This window comes from Bdellovibrionales bacterium (genome assembly GCA_018266295.1).
Classification (GTDB): Bacteria; Bdellovibrionota; Bdellovibrionia; order Bdellovibrionales; family Bdellovibrionaceae; genus JACMRP01.
In genome coordinates this window covers 116478-131907 of the sequence record JAFEAQ010000008.1, presented here as the reverse complement: position 1 = coordinate 131907, position 15430 = coordinate 116478, and the positions used below count along the sequence as shown (strand labels likewise).

The window sequence follows — 15430 nt, the reverse complement described above, 5'->3', positions numbered from 1 at the left end:
CTTTCGACTCTTGACCATCCATGGTTCGCGATCTCTTCCTCACCCTCCCCGCGTTTCAAAAACATCCATGTCTCTGAAACTAATAACTTCATTTTAATATTCTCTGTTTCATTTCGAAACATATTTTTCATAAAACGTCGAGTTCCCCGTGCAAAGCTCCAGCTGCCTTGATGGACTGAAGTATTGTAATCAGGTCCTTTGGAGAGACGCCGAGCTTATTCAAAGCCTGGACTAAATCTCCAACACTCACACCCGTGTCTAAAACCGCCACTTTGTCATCCGATGGTTTCTTACCATCGCCAACTTTCAATGCGAGACTTCCATGCGAAATGGCCACTTTGGAAATCTTCACTTTATCACCGATAACAATCGTGCCGGTCTTTTCATTGATAACAACTTTAGCAACACTGTCAGGATTAATTTCAATTGCTTCAATCGTTGCAAGCAATTCTACGCCGCGATTTTCATACGCAGCAGGAGTAATGATGTCTACTGTGCCGGCATCTTTCGCAGTTGCGTACACGCCGCCAAGCTCTTTATTGATTGTCAGAATTGTACGAGCGGCCGTCGTAAAATCAGGATTGTGCAAAGTCATTCTGAACATTTTGCGAGAGGCAAAGTCGCCTGTCACATCACGTTCAATGATCGCACCATTCGGAATTCTGCCTGACGTCGTGTGAACGTCTTTACCGTCGCCACCCAAAATAATGCTCCCTTGAGCGACTGCGAAGACCTGATCATTTGCTGCACGCAACGGAGTTTGCAAGAGCGTACCACCTTGCAAGCTCTGTGATTCGCCGATCGCACTCACAGTGATATCCATTGGATTTCCGGCCTTACCGAATGGAGGCAGCGTCGCTGTCACGATCACAGCCGCCACGTTCTTACCTTGGAAATCCGGAGAATCAAGCTTCATGCCGAGCTTATCGAGCATACGTAGCATCGATTTCGAAGTAAATTCACTCTTACCGTCGCCCGTGCCTTTAAGACCGACAACGATACCGTAACCAATCAACTGATTTTCACGCACACCGCGAATGCTGGCGATGTCTTTCAGACGTGCCGCCGACGCCGTATAACCGATGAGTGTCACAAGAAGAGCTAGAAGAGTCTTATTCATTGGTTGGCTTCCTTCTGATGCTAACAACGTCAAATTGAGGATCAATCAGCTTTGTAGAGCTGACGCCTTCGTCATTGAAATCCTCTGGACGAACAAGGCCCGCCGCGATGACTTTGTATTCACGTTTGCCGATCATGAATGGCTGAGCACCACGCACGCGATAGTTTCCATCTGCGAGCTTCTCGACGATTTTTGTGCCGATCTGCTGGATGTTTGCCAATTCTTCTTTAGCATCATCCTTTTTCTCGTCGGGCTTTGCCGCCGCTGGAGCACGATTCGCATCGCCTTCGCTTGCTGCCGCGAGGCCGCCACCTTGATTAGCAAGCTCTTGCTCTTCAAGTTGCTTTAAGAGCTTTTTGATCACATTGACTTTTGTTTCAACTTGCTTGAGTGATGGACCATCGAGTTTAACATTGAGCACATCACCTTCGCGGCGAGATTTATTCTGAGCAAACAGATAGGCTCCTTGGCCTTCCATCACCCACATAGAACCTGCCTGGGCCCCCAAGTCTGCCTCTTCTTCCATACGAGAGCGAGTCATGCGCTTATATTGACGATTTGATGGCACACTCATCTGAGGGTTCTCAGAATAGCGAACAGACCCACCATCAGCATCTGGAGTCACCACAGCTTCTTCTTGCTTGCCGGAAACACGCGTCCAGAATTCATTCATTGTCGCGCAGCCGGAAAGCATCAACACGGCTGTCATCATCATGAAGCTTAAAAACCAACGACTCATTGTACTTTCACCACGCCCTTTTCAATCACGGTTGCCGACATTACTTTCTGCGTTTCAGTGTTTTTGATCTTAATCACATCGCCAATAAAACCGTTTTCTTCGGCAGAAGCATTCATAGAAACTTCAAAGTTCTGATCACCAACCAAAGCTTTAACCACTTGGCCGCGACGAGCCGCCGGCTCGCGCTTAAGATCCGACAAAACGATTGGCGAACGCGGAGTCAAACTGCGGTTTGCAATCAAGCCGACGATCTGATCCATCGATGGCGTTTCTTCTTTCACAAATGTGATATCTGCCTCTAGCATCTCAAGATCTTCCACCTGCAGACGCTCGCCAAAGCGAATGAGCTTTCTTGCCACCGGAACTTGTTTTTGTACGCGGGCAGTTCCTGTAATCCATTTATTGGCAAACTGACCTTCTTCAAGCACCGGAATCATGAAGGAGCCGTATTTGATTTCTTGATCCCAATCGATGTTCCAACCTCTGCTAGCCACTTTCGGCAAGTTGTTGAAACGGATTTGAAAAGTACACTCTCCGCAGCGAGCCGCCAAAACATTACGCAACGATCTTTCAAGATCGATTTTCGAGAAGCCATCCTGGCGGATCTTAATTCGGATCTCAGAAGGAATTTTAAATGCGGGGTTCAGTTTCTTAAGCACTTCGCTGTTTCTAACAAGCGCGCGAAGTTTTTTGGAAACATCTTCACCGGACAAGGTCAGGGTGTCTTGCGTTTCAATTTTATCAACCAGAGGCATTTTAGCGATTTCATTAAATGCAACGCCGCTGAGTTCTTTTAACTCGGCAACTTGAAAAACCGAAATCACCGTCGTATTTGAAACTTCAGCTTCATTGGGAAAAATCACTTCAGGACGAGCCCATGCCAGGCTTGCCATCATTGTGACTCCAACCAAAAGAGCTCTCACGAAGTTCATCCCCATTACCTCATGTTATTGATGGATTGAAGCATCTGATCCGACGCCTGGATCACTTTGCTATTCGTTTCATAAGCACGCTGAGCCGTGATCATATTCACCATCTCGTCCACGATGTTTACGTTGCTGGATTCAAGCTGTCCTTGTGAAAGATAGCCTGTACCATTCAAACCAGGGCGAGTCGTTTGCGGCTGACCACTGGAAGGTGTTTGTGTAAATACGTTCTTACCCATCGCTTTGAGGCCCGCTGGGTTAATGAAGTTCACAACATCAATTTGACCGATGACCTGAGGCGCATCGTTCAAACCCTGAATCACGCGCACTTCACCACTCGGAGACACTTCGAGGCCCGCTACATTTGGCGGGATGGTGATTTCCGGTTGAAGTGCATTGCCGTTTTTATCAACGATCTTCCCGTTAGGATCTTTTTTGAAAGCGCCGTCACGAGTAAAGCCAACTTGACCATCTGGAGTTAGAACTTGGAAAAAGCCCGAACCCTCGATTTGAATATCAAGAGGATTCTTCGTTACCAGAGCATTTCCCATCGCGAAGTCTTTTTGAACAGCGGCTGTACGCACACCCAAACCGGTTTGCACACCATTTGGAGAATAAGAGTTCATTCCCGTCGCAGTTCCAGGCTCTTTTTGAGTTTGATAGACAAGGTCTTCAAACTCAGCACGAGATTTTTTGAACCCTGCGGTTGAGACGTTGGCGATATTATTGGCGATCACATCCATATTGGTCTGTTGTGCTGCCATGCCTGTTGCTGCGGTATTAAGACTTTTCAACATTTCCTACCTCAATCCTTTAGAGCGAAGTCTTGCCGACGACATTTACTAATTTTTCAGACATGCTGTCATACGCACCGATCGCTTTTTGAGTGCTCTCAAAAACGCGGTTCGTTTGAATCATGTCCGTCATTTCTTGAACGATATTCACATTACTGGTTTCTACAAATCCCTGCTTCAAACTTGGCGCCGCCACGTTTGTCATTTCTGGAGCCATATTCGGCTTAAAACCATAGAGAGAGTTTCCGGTTTTCTGCAACGACTCTGGATTTTTCACTTCAACCAGTGACAAGCGGCCCACGTTTTCAGTGCCTTGGAAAATATCGCCGCTATCATTGATAGTGACGGCGCCAGCTCCCGCATCAAAGCGGATTGTGCGCGACGCGGGATCTGCTCCTGGTTCGCCATTTCTTAGAACCGGAAAGCCGTCTTTCGTAACAAGCTGGCCGTTACCATCCATTGTGAAATTTCCGGCGCGAGTAAGTTTAACACCGTTTGGAGTTGCCACTTCAAAGAAGCCTTTACCGTCAATCGCCACGTCTAAAGTATTGCCGGTCGGCTTCAAGCCGCCTTGCGAGAAATCTGTGAAGGTGCCTTTGGAATCAACGTAGCTCTTATCGCCACCTTGCATGTCATAAAAACTTTCGATGGAGGCCGGCACGCGCGGAACCTGAATGACTTCAGGTGGCTTTTCGTTGGCCGTGAGGTATTCATTAAATAATTGCTGGTCACGTTTAAAGGCTGGAGTGTTCACGTTTGCCAAGTTATTGGCAATCGTATCGAGTTTCAAACTTTGTGCGAGAGCTCCGCTGAGCGCTGTATAGACACCTTTTGTACTCATTTAAACCCCTCCAAGCATTCAAGTGAGCAAGCGGTGTGCCACTCAGACCACACCAAGCGAACGTCTAGTTTCATTTTGCAATTCTGAATTTGGACTCAAGTTATTTGGATCTGAGCCGAGGGAAATCTTTTCCCCGACCTCTGTCGAGGTGACAGAATATTGTCGCTGTTATAGAAACCGTCAAAATCAGCGAAGCCTAGTTTTCACTCTAGGGCTCGACGCTGGTTCGTAAGTAAACTCATAATAAAACTTATGAAACGCTTTCTGGCGGCTTTAATCACATGTATTCCCCTGGCAGCTTCCGCAGTTCAAAAAACTGTGGATGAAAAGCCCGTGCTGAATACGTCCAGCATTAAAACTCCGAGCCTGAAAGAGAAGCTGCAAACTTTGACGCAAAAAAATACCCATGCGGCTAATAACAACACTTTGATCTTTGACTTGCCCGTGACCTACAACAAAAAGGTCAGCAAGTGGGTCCATTACTATCAGTCCCGCGGACAAAAATGGTTTCGCGAGTGGCTGGCCCGTTCTTCGAAGTATATGCCTTTTATTCAAGCTGAACTACAGCGTGCGAACTTGCCGACAGATCTTGCCTTCATGGTGATGATTGAAAGTGGTTTCTCATCAGCGGCCGTCAGTCACGCGGACGCGGTCGGCCCGTGGCAGTTTATTGCTCCCACCGGCAATCGCTATGGTTTGCAAAATAACTGGTGGCTTGATGAGCGCCGCGATTTGAAGAAAAGCACTCTCGCTGCCATTCGTTACTTGAAAGATCTGCGTGAAGAATTCGGCTCTTGGTACCTCGTAGCTGCGAGCTACAACATGGGTGAAGCGGGTCTTCGCCGTCAGATTAAGAAATATCAAACCAAAGATTATTGGACCCTGGTGCAAAAAGGCGCTCTGCCCGAAGAGACCCAGGAGTATGTTCCAAAAATTCTTGCCGCGATGCTGATCGCGAAAGCGCCAAACCTATATGGCTTCCGCGACGTCGAGAAGTTGGACCCGTTAGATTACGAAGTTGTCTCGGTTCCTGGAGGAACTGATCTAGATGGAGTTGCCGATCATCTTGGGGTTACGCGAAAATCATTAAAAGATTTGAACGCTGAGATCCTTTTGGGTTACATTCCTCGTCAGATCGAAAGACATTATATCCGCGTACCAAAAGGTGCCGGCCGTATGGTGTCAAGTTTCACCAGCCAACAGGCCACTGGCAAAAACGCGGAGTAAACCCTACGCATGGCGACCTCTCAACCACCAAAAATCATCGTCCAAAAATATGGTGGCGCGACTCTTGCCGATCCTGTCAAAATTAAAGCGGTCGCTCAACGAATTGCCGAGCAAGCAAAGTCTGGTACTCGTTTGGTTGTTGTCGTCAGTGCAATGGGTAAAACAACCAATTCTTTGATTGATCTTGCAAGCCAGGTTTCTACGAATCCCCACCAGCGCGAAATGGATATGCTCCTCACCGTCGGCGAACGTATCAGTATGGCGTTGATGAGTATGGCTTTGAATGATCTCGGCTGTAAGGCCATCAGTTTCACTGGCAGCCAAGCCGGGATTCTGACGAATGATTCCCACGTGAATGCGTTCATCGTGGATGTCAAAGCCTTCCGTGTTCAAGAGGCCTTGGATCAAGGCAAAGTCGTGATCCTTGCCGGGTTCCAAGGAGTTTCGCCGGTCACAAAAGAAATCACCACTCTCGGTCGCGGTGGCTCTGATACTTCAGCCGTTGCGATGTCAGCGGCATTCTCGGCCACTCGCTGCGAAATTTTGAAAGACGTGCCGGCGGTTTTCACGGCAGATCCCAATGTGGTGAAAGAAGCCCGCCCACTTCAGCAATTAAATTACGATCAACTGATGGAGATGACTTTCTGGGGCGCTAAGGTTTTGCATTACAGATCTGTGGAACTGGCGAAGATCCGCAAAGTGAGTCTCTATATCGGCCCTGCGGCCACAAAAACTTCTGACGGCACTCTGGTTGAGGAAGGACTGAATATGTTTGAATCCTGCAAAGCTCTTTCATTGAATTCCCATGAAACGGTTTTACAAATCACCTCTCATCATTCTTCAAATCATGCTTTGGATTCTTTGAAAAAATACTTCGAAGTCAAACAGATCGCATTCCCGCAGTTGTTGGATCTTGAAAGAAAAGATGGCAAGACGGTTCTTCTGATGACTGGTCCGCAAGAAATCATGTCAGCCATCAAGGGCGCTCTTCATCAACACCAGGATTTTACTTTGAATCCCACGGATTTTTCCACAGTGACTTTGACTTGCACGGGCTCGACCGCACCGGAAATTCCTCAGCAAGTAATGAAGACGTTGGATGGCGCCAAGGTTCAGGCACACAAGATGATGATTCACGCAATGAGCGTGACCGTGCTCGTGGATTCAGCGACCCGCAAGACGACGCTTCAAGCGTTGCATACTCTTATTTAAAAAGTGTTTTCTTTGATGTTGAGATAGAACTTGCGGACTGACGTTAGGATGCCTTCGACAGTATTGGCTCCGCGCTTCTTCCTACATCCTGATAATCGGGGGCGGGCCGTCAGGTTCTCGTACCATCGGACGACCCTTTAGAACGAATCGTCTATAAGACGACCCGGTCGTATAATAGACCATTTGATGGGAAGGATCTTGGCAATCAGAGCTACAATTCAAGTACTTGCCTTTAAGTCTTCATTCCCAGACGACCACGATGGTCGTCTGGCCCCGCTCTCACGGACGGATGGCCGTCGCTGTGTCCGCGACTGGGCGTATACGCGAAATTCCACAACCCAGCTCCGGTTCCTATTTAAGGCATTAATTCAGAAGTTTTAATCTGATAGCGATTTTGGATTTTCTTCCAAATATCCGAGTGTGGGCCGGTGATGCCGTCCGGGCCTGAAATCCCGGCAAGACCACGATTCGCCGTTTTTGGATCCATTTTTCCGCCTGGCAAGAACTGTTTTAAATCCGGTCCACCGGCAGCTGCTGCCTTCGGATCTTTCGGATCATAAGGACGATCATCACCATAGCCACCGTAACCACCACCATTGCCCCAGCCTCCGCCGCCGCCACCGCCGCCACGGAAACCTGCATTGACTTGCGCCGCTTGAGCAGCCGCGCCGCCTTTGCCATCTCCGCCAGCACCGGGAGCTCCGCCGCCGCCATCGCCGAGGTTCGCACCTTTACCCATCTTACCGCCGATGTCGCCGGCTTTGTCTTTAGACGGTGTCATGCCATTGCCATCCCAACCCAGAGTTGAGAATGGAGAATCGGAGCTCGCAGAGCCCGCCCCTGCGTTGCTCGCAAGACTAGAAACATCGGCACTGCCAGCAGTTCCCATATCAGAAACTTTTGCTTGAGCGCCAATACAGCCACTCGCGTTTGGATTGTTTTTACAAATACAAATCTGATTGCTCGCCGCCACTTGCGGGTTGGAACAATCTGTCGCCGCCGTTTCGCAACCCAACGCCGTCGGGTTCGCCGTGCAATAAGAATAAAGATCCGTGTTCGTCGCTGTCGCGCAGCTTGAAACTCCAGGAATTGCTTGAACCATCCCTTGAATTGCTTGTTGTGATTGAGCCACTTTAGAATCGAGCTTCTTACACTCGTCGTAATAGGAATCAACTAAGCCTTGCTGTTGTGCCAAATACCCGCCATCAATTCCAGTGCCTGCCATTTGTCTTAAGTTCGTTGCCGAAGTCGTACACGTTTTCATACATGACGTCCGGCCACTGGAACAATTTTGATTAAAGTAAACCGTTGCAGCATTGGCACCCGCCAATACCGGAGCGAGTTTGGTACAAGCCCCCATACCCATCGCACCGGCCTGAGATGCAAAGTTCGTAAGAGCAGACTGCGCGCCTTGCATCCCCGTATCCTGATCTTGATCACAATCATTGAGGGCCTGTGTGCGAGCTTCATTACATTTGTTAACAGCATCAGTCAGCGCAGGGCTGTTCGTGTTGCCGCTATTCTGATTTTGGTTTCCTTGTATGCCCTCGTAATCCGCAGGATAATAACATCCGCACTTACCGCCGATTCTTTGTGGCTCCTGCCCAGGGATGCTGCAAGTAATATCGCAAGTCTGATCGGGAGTCGCTTTGGCTTTTGGTTTTGCGGACGCCGTTGATTTAGCTGAACGCGGACGAACACGAGACGCACTCGTGGTTTGAGCAGTGCCACCACGGCAAGCTGAAATACATTGATAATTCCAGGAATCACATGAACTTACACAAGACGTATCCGCGCTTGCCGCAAAAGCTTCGGAGAAATCAAAAGCGATGAAACAAAATAGAAATAATTGAAGAGTGTAAAATGCGTATTTTGTCATGTATTCCCCTAGGTTTAGTATCGGCTTTTCAGAGCAGGAATTGAAGCGCAATCCCGTAATGGGACAAATAATGTAATGACTACGGAAGAGTTTTTGCCATTTTCTCGGACCTGTCTCAGAATGAGAAAGTCCCTCTAACAAGGAGCTCTTTATGTCTGATAAAAATCTTTACTCATTCACAGTTAAAAATGCCACGAACCAAGATACTTCCCTCGACAAATACAAAGGACAAGTTGTCCTGGTCGTAAACGTTGCCAGCAAATGCGGGTTCACTCCGCAATACACCGGCCTCGAGCAACTTTTTGAAAAATACCAAAACCAGGGTTTCACGATCTTGGGCTTCCCTTGCAACCAGTTCGGCGCTCAAGAGCCCGGCAACAACGAAGAGATCCAAAGCTTTTGCAAACTCACTTATGACGTGAGCTTTCCGGTGATGGCAAAAATCAACGTGAATGGCTCTGACACAGCTCCGATCTATGATTGGCTCAAAGAATCTGCCCCCGGCATTCTCGGTACTGAGATGATCAAGTGGAATTTTACCAAGTTCCTCGTGGGTAAAGACGGCAAGGTCGTAAAACGTTATGCTCCGAACGTTGAGCCTAAAGACATCGCAGAAGACATTGAAAAGGCCCTGAAAGCTTAATCCAAATTACGGAGCCACGGTCCACGTGGCTCTAAGAACCGGCTTCCCGCCCTGCTCAAGGACTTTCAGATTCAAATTCTGATTCACCCAGCGCTCAATCATCGCCTGCTCAGAAAAACTGAGTTCCGGATTAAAGAAATGAAAATCAAATTGTGAGAGCGGCAAATTCAGTTTCATGCTGTCGGTCTTACCCTTGTCATTTTCAAACTCCACCGCCACTCTGACAAACGCATCTTTCGGTGCCGGCTTTTGGGTCTTAAAGCTCACCTTGACCGGTCCTTTAAAGAACTCGCGATTCCCATCATCGCCAAGCTCCATATCCAAAGACTGCTCTTTTACTTTAAAGCCCGGCGAATGTGACATGAAGTATGATTGCAAAACTGTACTGATGGCCTTCCAGTCATATGGAATCGGCAACGTGCAATGAATACCATAGGTAAAATCAACAACACTGATGTTAGAGCTTTCTACGTTCATGCTTTTGTTCTGCAAGAGCTGCGAGTTCACCGCAAATGGTACCAGCAGATCCGTATGAGTCGCAAAGATCATCACCGGCGACTGAACGTTTTTATAGTACCTCCAGAAATCATTGAGCTGCCAAAAATCCGCACCATCCTCAAGACCGGCCGGTAACTTCACCGAAGACACATACGAAAGGCCTCCGTGGTAAGTGCGAACAACTTCAGAAACCGTTTTCTTTAAGAAACTAAAAGATTCATGATCTTCAAGCGCCGGCAAGCTCTTAACAATACCCGCCAGACGCTTCTGACTCCATAGATCCACGAGGTACGCAAACGGCTTATTCGTCGTCACCACGTTCATATTGTTTTGCAGGTTCACCACGGGGCACATGCCAAAGAAGCTGTTATAAAGTGGCTGTCCTTTCGGAGAATTCAATTCATTGAGCATTGATGCGTACAAGACTCCATGTCCACCGAGACTGACACCAAAGAGGTGCAGGCTATCCACCAAACGGCTCAGAGGTTCATTCGGGTCTTTGAGGATTTGCGCGAGCAAAATATTCTGAATGCCTTCATCATATCCGCCGAAAGAAAAGCGCGTGTTATCGGCAATGAAGTCCGTCCCTGACATGTTTTCAACCATCAACACATTGAACGGCGATTGCTCAAACAGCATCATGAGCCATGCTCGCTCGGGCATAAACTCTTCAACATTCGCAAAAATCCCTAAACGTAAAACAATCAAGGGACGCTTCTTCAAATCCCCTTTCAAACCCAAAAGACCTTTGAGCTTGATATTACCCGGAAGACTAAATACCACCCGATGCAAGAACGGATGCTCTTGGGGCTGATAACTCATCGTCATCATCTTTGTAAGACTTGTGGACAAACTGTTGTTACCGGTTTCAATATCCTCGGCACAGTCCTTCAAATATTTCTGAACAAGGGCTCCCTGCAGTTGAACAGAAACGCGGACGCGAGGGTCTTGCAAACGAGAGCCCCAAAGTTCTGGAGAACATTTCGCAGAAACAGAACGCCCTTCTCCGCTCGGTGACCAAGACAGAACATCCTGTAACAATGCTCGCAAAAGCCACGGGTACTGTCCGGCCGTCTTGTCCGCATAAGGAGATCCCTCTTCAGGAAACTGCACTCGAGAGGTTTGAAAACGGCGCATGAAGGACTGCTGTGGACTAGGAGCTGCGTTCGCATAAGAAGAAAATGTCAACGCTACGAAGATGAAAAAGATAAGCTTGGTGTTACACATACGAACCCATTTTGCTATGTGGGAACACACTAGTCATCAAAAACCCAGGCCTGCTACTTAACAAAAGTTGTTTGACATACATGAGAAGTCCTCACAAAATTTTTTTACACACATGAAAAATAAAATCTGTTCGCCCACAAAGCTTATCCTTGGGGCCTTGGTTGCTACAACCTTTGCTCTCCCGATCCACCTCCAAGCCGCTGATGGGATTCTTGAGCCAGCCAGCCTCGTTGACCGAGTCAAAAAAGAAGTCGCTAAAATCAGTATAGGCAAAGAGGTCAATATTGTTGAAGCCGGCATCTACGAAGGGCTTTCGACAGCTCTGAGTTACAGAATTCAATCTGAGCCTTCTTACATCGATGGTTACTACACACGCTTGGATCGCTACCGTCTGCGTGTAGATTTGGTTCCCGGAGATTTGATTGATGACGATAACACGCCTTTTGGCTTCGATATTCGCAAGGACGTTGAAGTTATCTTTGCTCGCCAATTCAAGAGCCAAAAGCAATCTCTGACGGCGATCCCTTACACATTTAAGAACTTCCCACTGACGGCAGACCGCGCGATCCGCCGTATGAATGTCGGTGACTTTGTTGCCTTCCAAACGAACTTGAGCCTCGTTCTTTCTGTCGGAACTTTCCCAGAGCTGAGTGGAACTGTCGGCTTAGGAGCTTCGACCCACGCCTTTATCTCGGGCGAGTTCATGATCCATTTCTACAAGATGCCCAACAATCACATCCGTATGAAGATGATCGCTATCCGCAGCAAAGGCGTTGGAGTTGACGGCCGTGTTGAGCTGATCCCCGGGGTCAAGATCATTGGCTTCAAATGGGCTAATAACAGAATCAAAGACCTGGTGGACGTCGAGCCATTTAAAGCCGAAACTGGTAAAAACCAGCATGATCTTTTCATGATCGATTACGTTTTCGATCTGAACGATCCATCAGCGGCCCAGGCTTTCACGAATGTCGTCAAAAATAAACTCCGCTTCAAAGATGTCGAGATTTCCAATCCATTAAGCGGCGACAATAAGCTTCGCGATGCTATTATCACAGATATCAGCTCAGCAGAGAAAATCGTTGCCGATGACAAAGCATTGAAACCAACGGAAAGACGCATTCACCGTGTGTTTAAGGGTTCAAATTCCCTGACGTCAACGGGTGCGCGCATGAAAATCGGTATCAGCCTTGCAAAATATGAAAGAGGTTTCGGCTTCGGTCAAAACAAGATCATCAATACGGATTTGAACGAAGTTCAGAACTACTATCTGATGGATATTTATTCTCTCTTTAGCAAATCAAAGCTTTTGTTCGGTCTGTATGGTGATGAGAACATCGACAATACGACTTTGATGTACGGTGCGAATCAGGATTTCACGCCGGATAAGTTCATTTCATTGGTCCTCACTCATGAAGCGAAGATGAGATCTATGTCTGATGATGACTACAATGAAATCCGCCGTCACGTTCAGCTCATGTTACCGGCGCGCCTGTACTCACAAATTGACTGGAAGCACTGGAGCTTCGGAAAAGGTTCCTTGCCGAACGGTTACTTCAAAGAAGAGATCTTTATGGAGCCTCAAGCAATGGCCGCGATCACTGCACGCGATCAGCGTGGCATTGTTAAAACTTACACGGACTATTTACTCCATATGGGAAATCCTAAATCGATGCCTCGTTATGGAATCCCGTTGGATCCACGCCGTTTTATTGGCCCTGACTGGATCGAAGTTTATCGTGATGACATCCAAGAGATCGCTAAAAATCTCGATATCATTTTTGATTCGGCAAATAGCTCACAAAAACGCTACGACGCCTACTACAAGCTGAAGGGCATTCCTTTGTACCGCGAAACTATTGCGGGCTACTTGATCAGCTTGTTGCCGCCGAATGATATTGAAAGATTGCTAACTTATAAACTGACGGTGTCGGCAAAGGGTGTTGATACTGTTTACCAGGAGTTCGGAAAGTTCGAAGACTATGATCTTTACGAATCCCTGGTGTATATTCAAACAGTGGTCACCAGCCGCTCTTACGACCTGCGCCTCTTGATCGGCAAGGACGGAGAAATCACTCCGAAAGCCGCCGCGGAATACGATGGCTCTGATTTGCAACCGCAAGTTCCATAAAAAAAAGGAGGGGGGACCCTCCTTTTTTTATTCCATGATTTTCTTTTCCAGAACCACAAAGTGCAGATTTTCAATCTTGGGTAAACCGAAACGCTCATCACCATAAGGAAAAGGTTTGGTTTCGCCGGTTTGATGAAACCCACGCTTTTCGTACCATTCGATCAGTTCTTTGCGTTGAGCAATCACCGTCATGTAAAGATGACTGCAATCCCAAAACTGAGCAAAGGCCTCTGCTTCTTCCAGAATCATCCCGCCCAAGCCTTTACCCTGAAGAGTTGGCTTGACCGTCAGCATGCCGAGATAACATTTCTCTTCGTGCTTTTCCAGGTGAACACAGCCTTCGATCTTGCCGCTGTTTTCATTTTCAGCAATGAGCACCACTGAATTTTCACGATTGATGAGTTCCTTGATGCCTTCGCTGTCGGTTCTTTGCCCGCCCAAAAGATCCGCTTCCGTCGTCCAGCCACGTTTTGAGCTTTCACCACGATAGGCGGAATTCACCAGTTCATTAATTTCGATCGATTGCGAAGAGTGTGCTTGAATAAATTCCCAGCTCATAAGAAACCCCCAAAACTGGGGCCATCCTACCAGGGTTGCATGTCAGGGGCAATTTGAAGTGCCTTTTGTTTTAGCGCCGGATCCTGCAATTTTAGGTTTCGAACCGTGTAGGCAGAGCGGCGACGCTCGTCAGGATTGGACGAAGACAATCCGCGAGCCACAACCTGAAGAACCCGGCTATCGGGATTCTTGATCTTAGCCACATTCGTCATTGCTGACGCCGCAACACCGCTATCCCGGCTATAAAGCTGTTCGGCAATTCTGACTTGGGTGTCGGGATCTACACGACCTGCATCCGTCAGCATTGTCATGGCCGCCGTCGCCACATCCGAATCAGGGTTACTGATCTGCTTACTCAACTCAGTCTGCGCATAGCCGCTGAGCTTTCCGCCACTGGAGCTTTGCCAGCATCCCAAAATGTAAACGAAACCAGGTGCTTTAAACCATTCGCTCTTAATATTCGCCGGAGTGATTTCCGGAGGATTCTTAATGCTGCAAAGACTTGTCGTTACTTCACCACGGAAACCGTTTTTCGCGGCCGCGCGCATTTGCTTTTCATATTCGCTGTTCATGAATCCCTGATCCATCCAGCCAAAACGTTTTCCAAGATCCATCATTTTGTATTTCAACTCGGGAGTGGCCTCAAGCTTCGGCATCGCCGCCCGTAAGTCAGCCGCCGCCAGTGACTGAGCACTGATACGCTTTACGATCGTCATTTCATCTTCGCTCAATTTACTGAAATCTTTATCTTTCAAAAACTCTTCTACAGAAAGGAAGTAACTGCTGCGATTCTCTCCATTCAGCAATGATTCCGCCAGCAAGAGCTTTTCCTGCATGGTTTTATTCTTATCAAACAATCCACACTCTTTACGGTCGTCCGTCAGCCTTCCCGCACAAGAAGAGTAATTGGTTCCGTTCATAGCTTTACCCCATTGGAGATTAAAATTATTTCCGATCTCCGTGGTTTTAGAAATAAGCGCCATGACTTTCATTCCCGAAAGCTCTTCCAGGCGATTTGAGTAATTTGGAATTTGATCGAGGTAGTTTTTTAATTTTGGCTCGACATCCCGGCCCAACGGACCGACGGAATCAAATCCATATATTTTCGTAACGCCGGAAAAAATCTTTTCCATGCTAGTTTTAAAAGACTGTCCGATCGGGCTATAACGAGATGCCACGATCCGATCCGCGTACTCATCGGAAATACCGTGTTCCAAGAGCACCTTTTTATATTCAGCCGGCGAGCGCGAGTCCTTGCCCTTGTCCGCCAATGTGTTGCAACCAAACAGGTAGACTTCCGAGGGATTATTCAAAATCCCCTGGCATTTGCGAGAACAGGATTTCTCATCCAAAGTTTCCAGCGGCAAAGTCAGATCGGTATGCTCACCAAAGAAAGTTCCGGCGAAATGACCCGAGATGATTAGCGAATCGCACTGAATGCCACTTTCGCAGGCCTTTGTGAACCAGTCGTTTTCATTTTTAAGGCCTTTTTTGAAATTCGTGAGTTCAGTGAACTGAATGTCTTCACCCTTATAACGGGATTGAAAGAGCTTTTTCTCGTTATCAGAATTCAGCGTGATCGTGCAGACATTCTTCTTGGCTGAGACCACGATCGGGAGAAGCATTGACATGAAAAAA

At 47.7% G+C, this 15430-nt stretch carries 13 protein-coding genes; 4 read left to right on the top strand and 9 right to left on the bottom strand.

Annotated features, from left to right (window positions below; all coding sequences use genetic code 11):
- Nucleotides 1-127: 127 nt before the first annotated feature.
- Genes JSU04_06615 through flgF form a run of 5 tightly spaced genes read right to left on the bottom strand, consistent with a single transcriptional unit; the run spans nucleotide 128 to nucleotide 4420 of the window.
- Nucleotides 128-1120: a flagellar basal body P-ring protein FlgI gene (locus JSU04_06615; protein ID MBS1969961.1), complete on the bottom strand. Its 993-nt coding sequence runs from the start codon at nucleotides 1118-1120 to the stop codon at nucleotides 128-130.
- The gene (locus tag JSU04_06610; GenBank protein MBS1969960.1) at nucleotides 1113-1859 is read right to left on the bottom strand and encodes a flagellar basal body L-ring protein FlgH; all 747 of its coding nucleotides are present in this window, start codon (nucleotides 1857-1859) and stop codon (nucleotides 1113-1115) included. Before JSU04_06610 ends, JSU04_06615 begins: the two co-directional genes overlap by 8 nt.
- The gene (gene flgA / locus JSU04_06605) at nucleotides 1856-2791 is read right to left on the bottom strand and encodes a flagellar basal body P-ring formation protein FlgA (protein ID MBS1969959.1); all 936 of its coding nucleotides are present in this window, start codon (nucleotides 2789-2791) and stop codon (nucleotides 1856-1858) included. The genes JSU04_06610 and flgA overlap by 4 nt, the downstream gene beginning before the upstream one ends.
- A gap of 5 nt (nucleotides 2792-2796) precedes the next feature.
- Complete coding sequence (gene flgG, locus JSU04_06600; protein ID MBS1969958.1) at nucleotides 2797-3582, bottom strand: flagellar basal-body rod protein FlgG; 786 nt, start codon at nucleotides 3580-3582, stop codon at nucleotides 2797-2799.
- Between the two features lie 16 nt (nucleotides 3583-3598).
- Complete coding sequence (gene flgF, locus JSU04_06595) at nucleotides 3599-4420, bottom strand: flagellar basal-body rod protein FlgF (GenBank protein ID MBS1969957.1); 822 nt, start codon at nucleotides 4418-4420, stop codon at nucleotides 3599-3601.
- Nucleotides 4421-4672: 252 nt separating this feature from the next.
- Between flgF and JSU04_06590 the strand changes: the two genes are divergently transcribed.
- Both JSU04_06590 and JSU04_06585 read left to right on the top strand, forming a co-directional pair.
- Nucleotides 4673-5647, top strand: a complete 975-nt coding sequence (locus JSU04_06590) for a lytic transglycosylase domain-containing protein (GenBank protein ID MBS1969956.1) — start codon at nucleotides 4673-4675, stop codon at nucleotides 5645-5647.
- 9 nt (nucleotides 5648-5656) lie between these two features.
- The gene (locus tag JSU04_06585) at nucleotides 5657-6859 is read left to right on the top strand and encodes an aspartate kinase (protein MBS1969955.1); all 1203 of its coding nucleotides are present in this window, start codon (nucleotides 5657-5659) and stop codon (nucleotides 6857-6859) included.
- A 355-nt stretch (nucleotides 6860-7214) separates the two neighbouring features.
- Here JSU04_06585 and JSU04_06580 read toward each other — a convergent pair whose 3' ends face one another.
- On the bottom strand, nucleotides 7215-8738 hold the full coding sequence (locus tag JSU04_06580; protein ID MBS1969954.1) for a hypothetical protein: 1524 nt from the start codon (nucleotides 8736-8738) through the stop codon (nucleotides 7215-7217).
- A gap of 151 nt (nucleotides 8739-8889) precedes the next feature.
- Between JSU04_06580 and JSU04_06575 the strand changes: the two genes are divergently transcribed.
- Nucleotides 8890-9381, top strand: a complete 492-nt coding sequence (locus JSU04_06575; GenBank protein ID MBS1969953.1) for a glutathione peroxidase — start codon at nucleotides 8890-8892, stop codon at nucleotides 9379-9381.
- Between the two features lie 6 nt (nucleotides 9382-9387).
- Here JSU04_06575 and JSU04_06570 read toward each other — a convergent pair whose 3' ends face one another.
- Nucleotides 9388-11016 (bottom strand): hypothetical protein, encoded by a 1629-nt coding sequence (locus tag JSU04_06570; protein ID MBS1969952.1) that lies wholly within the window; start codon nucleotides 11014-11016, stop codon nucleotides 9388-9390.
- 202 nt (nucleotides 11017-11218) lie between these two features.
- On the opposite strand from JSU04_06570, the gene JSU04_06565 reads away from it, so the two are divergent.
- A complete protein-coding gene (locus JSU04_06565) occupies nucleotides 11219-13234 on the top strand; it encodes a hypothetical protein (protein ID MBS1969951.1) in 2016 nt (671 codons plus the stop codon).
- A gap of 27 nt (nucleotides 13235-13261) precedes the next feature.
- Here the strand turns inward: JSU04_06565 and JSU04_06560 are convergent, their stop codons facing one another.
- Together JSU04_06560 and JSU04_06555 are read right to left on the bottom strand one after the other, a co-directional pair.
- On the bottom strand, nucleotides 13262-13792 hold the full coding sequence (locus JSU04_06560; protein ID MBS1969950.1) for a GNAT family N-acetyltransferase: 531 nt from the start codon (nucleotides 13790-13792) through the stop codon (nucleotides 13262-13264).
- A 26-nt stretch (nucleotides 13793-13818) separates the two neighbouring features.
- Entirely contained in the window at nucleotides 13819-15423 is a 1605-nt protein-coding gene (locus tag JSU04_06555; protein MBS1969949.1) for a hypothetical protein, read from the bottom strand.
- Between the last annotated feature and the right edge of the window lie 7 nt (nucleotides 15424-15430).

Excerpts from the sequence above, each read along its gene's own strand:
- JSU04_06615 (MBS1969961.1), bottom strand. The coding sequence starts at position 1,120 with ATGAATAAGACTCTTCTAGCTCTTCTTGTGACACTCATCGGTTATACG.
- JSU04_06610 (MBS1969960.1), bottom strand. The coding sequence starts at position 1,859 with ATGAGTCGTTGGTTTTTAAGCTTCATGATGATGACAGCCGTGTTGATG.
- flgA (MBS1969959.1), bottom strand. The coding sequence starts at position 2,791 with ATGAACTTCGTGAGAGCTCTTTTGGTTGGAGTCACAATGATGGCAAGC.
- flgG (MBS1969958.1), bottom strand. The coding sequence starts at position 3,582 with ATGTTGAAAAGTCTTAATACCGCAGCAACAGGCATGGCAGCACAACAG.
- flgF (MBS1969957.1), bottom strand. The coding sequence starts at position 4,420 with ATGAGTACAAAAGGTGTCTATACAGCGCTCAGCGGAGCTCTCGCACAA.
- JSU04_06590 (MBS1969956.1), top strand. The coding sequence starts at position 4,673 with ATGAAACGCTTTCTGGCGGCTTTAATCACATGTATTCCCCTGGCAGCT.
- JSU04_06585 (MBS1969955.1), top strand. The coding sequence starts at position 5,657 with ATGGCGACCTCTCAACCACCAAAAATCATCGTCCAAAAATATGGTGGC.
- JSU04_06580 (MBS1969954.1), bottom strand. The coding sequence starts at position 8,738 with ATGACAAAATACGCATTTTACACTCTTCAATTATTTCTATTTTGTTTC.
- JSU04_06575 (MBS1969953.1), top strand. The coding sequence starts at position 8,890 with ATGTCTGATAAAAATCTTTACTCATTCACAGTTAAAAATGCCACGAAC.
- JSU04_06570 (MBS1969952.1), bottom strand. The coding sequence starts at position 11,016 with ATGCGCCGTTTTCAAACCTCTCGAGTGCAGTTTCCTGAAGAGGGATCT.
- JSU04_06565 (MBS1969951.1), top strand. The coding sequence starts at position 11,219 with ATGAAAAATAAAATCTGTTCGCCCACAAAGCTTATCCTTGGGGCCTTG.
- JSU04_06560 (MBS1969950.1), bottom strand. The coding sequence starts at position 13,792 with ATGAGCTGGGAATTTATTCAAGCACACTCTTCGCAATCGATCGAAATT.
- JSU04_06555 (MBS1969949.1), bottom strand. The coding sequence starts at position 15,423 with ATGTCAATGCTTCTCCCGATCGTGGTCTCAGCCAAGAAGAATGTCTGC.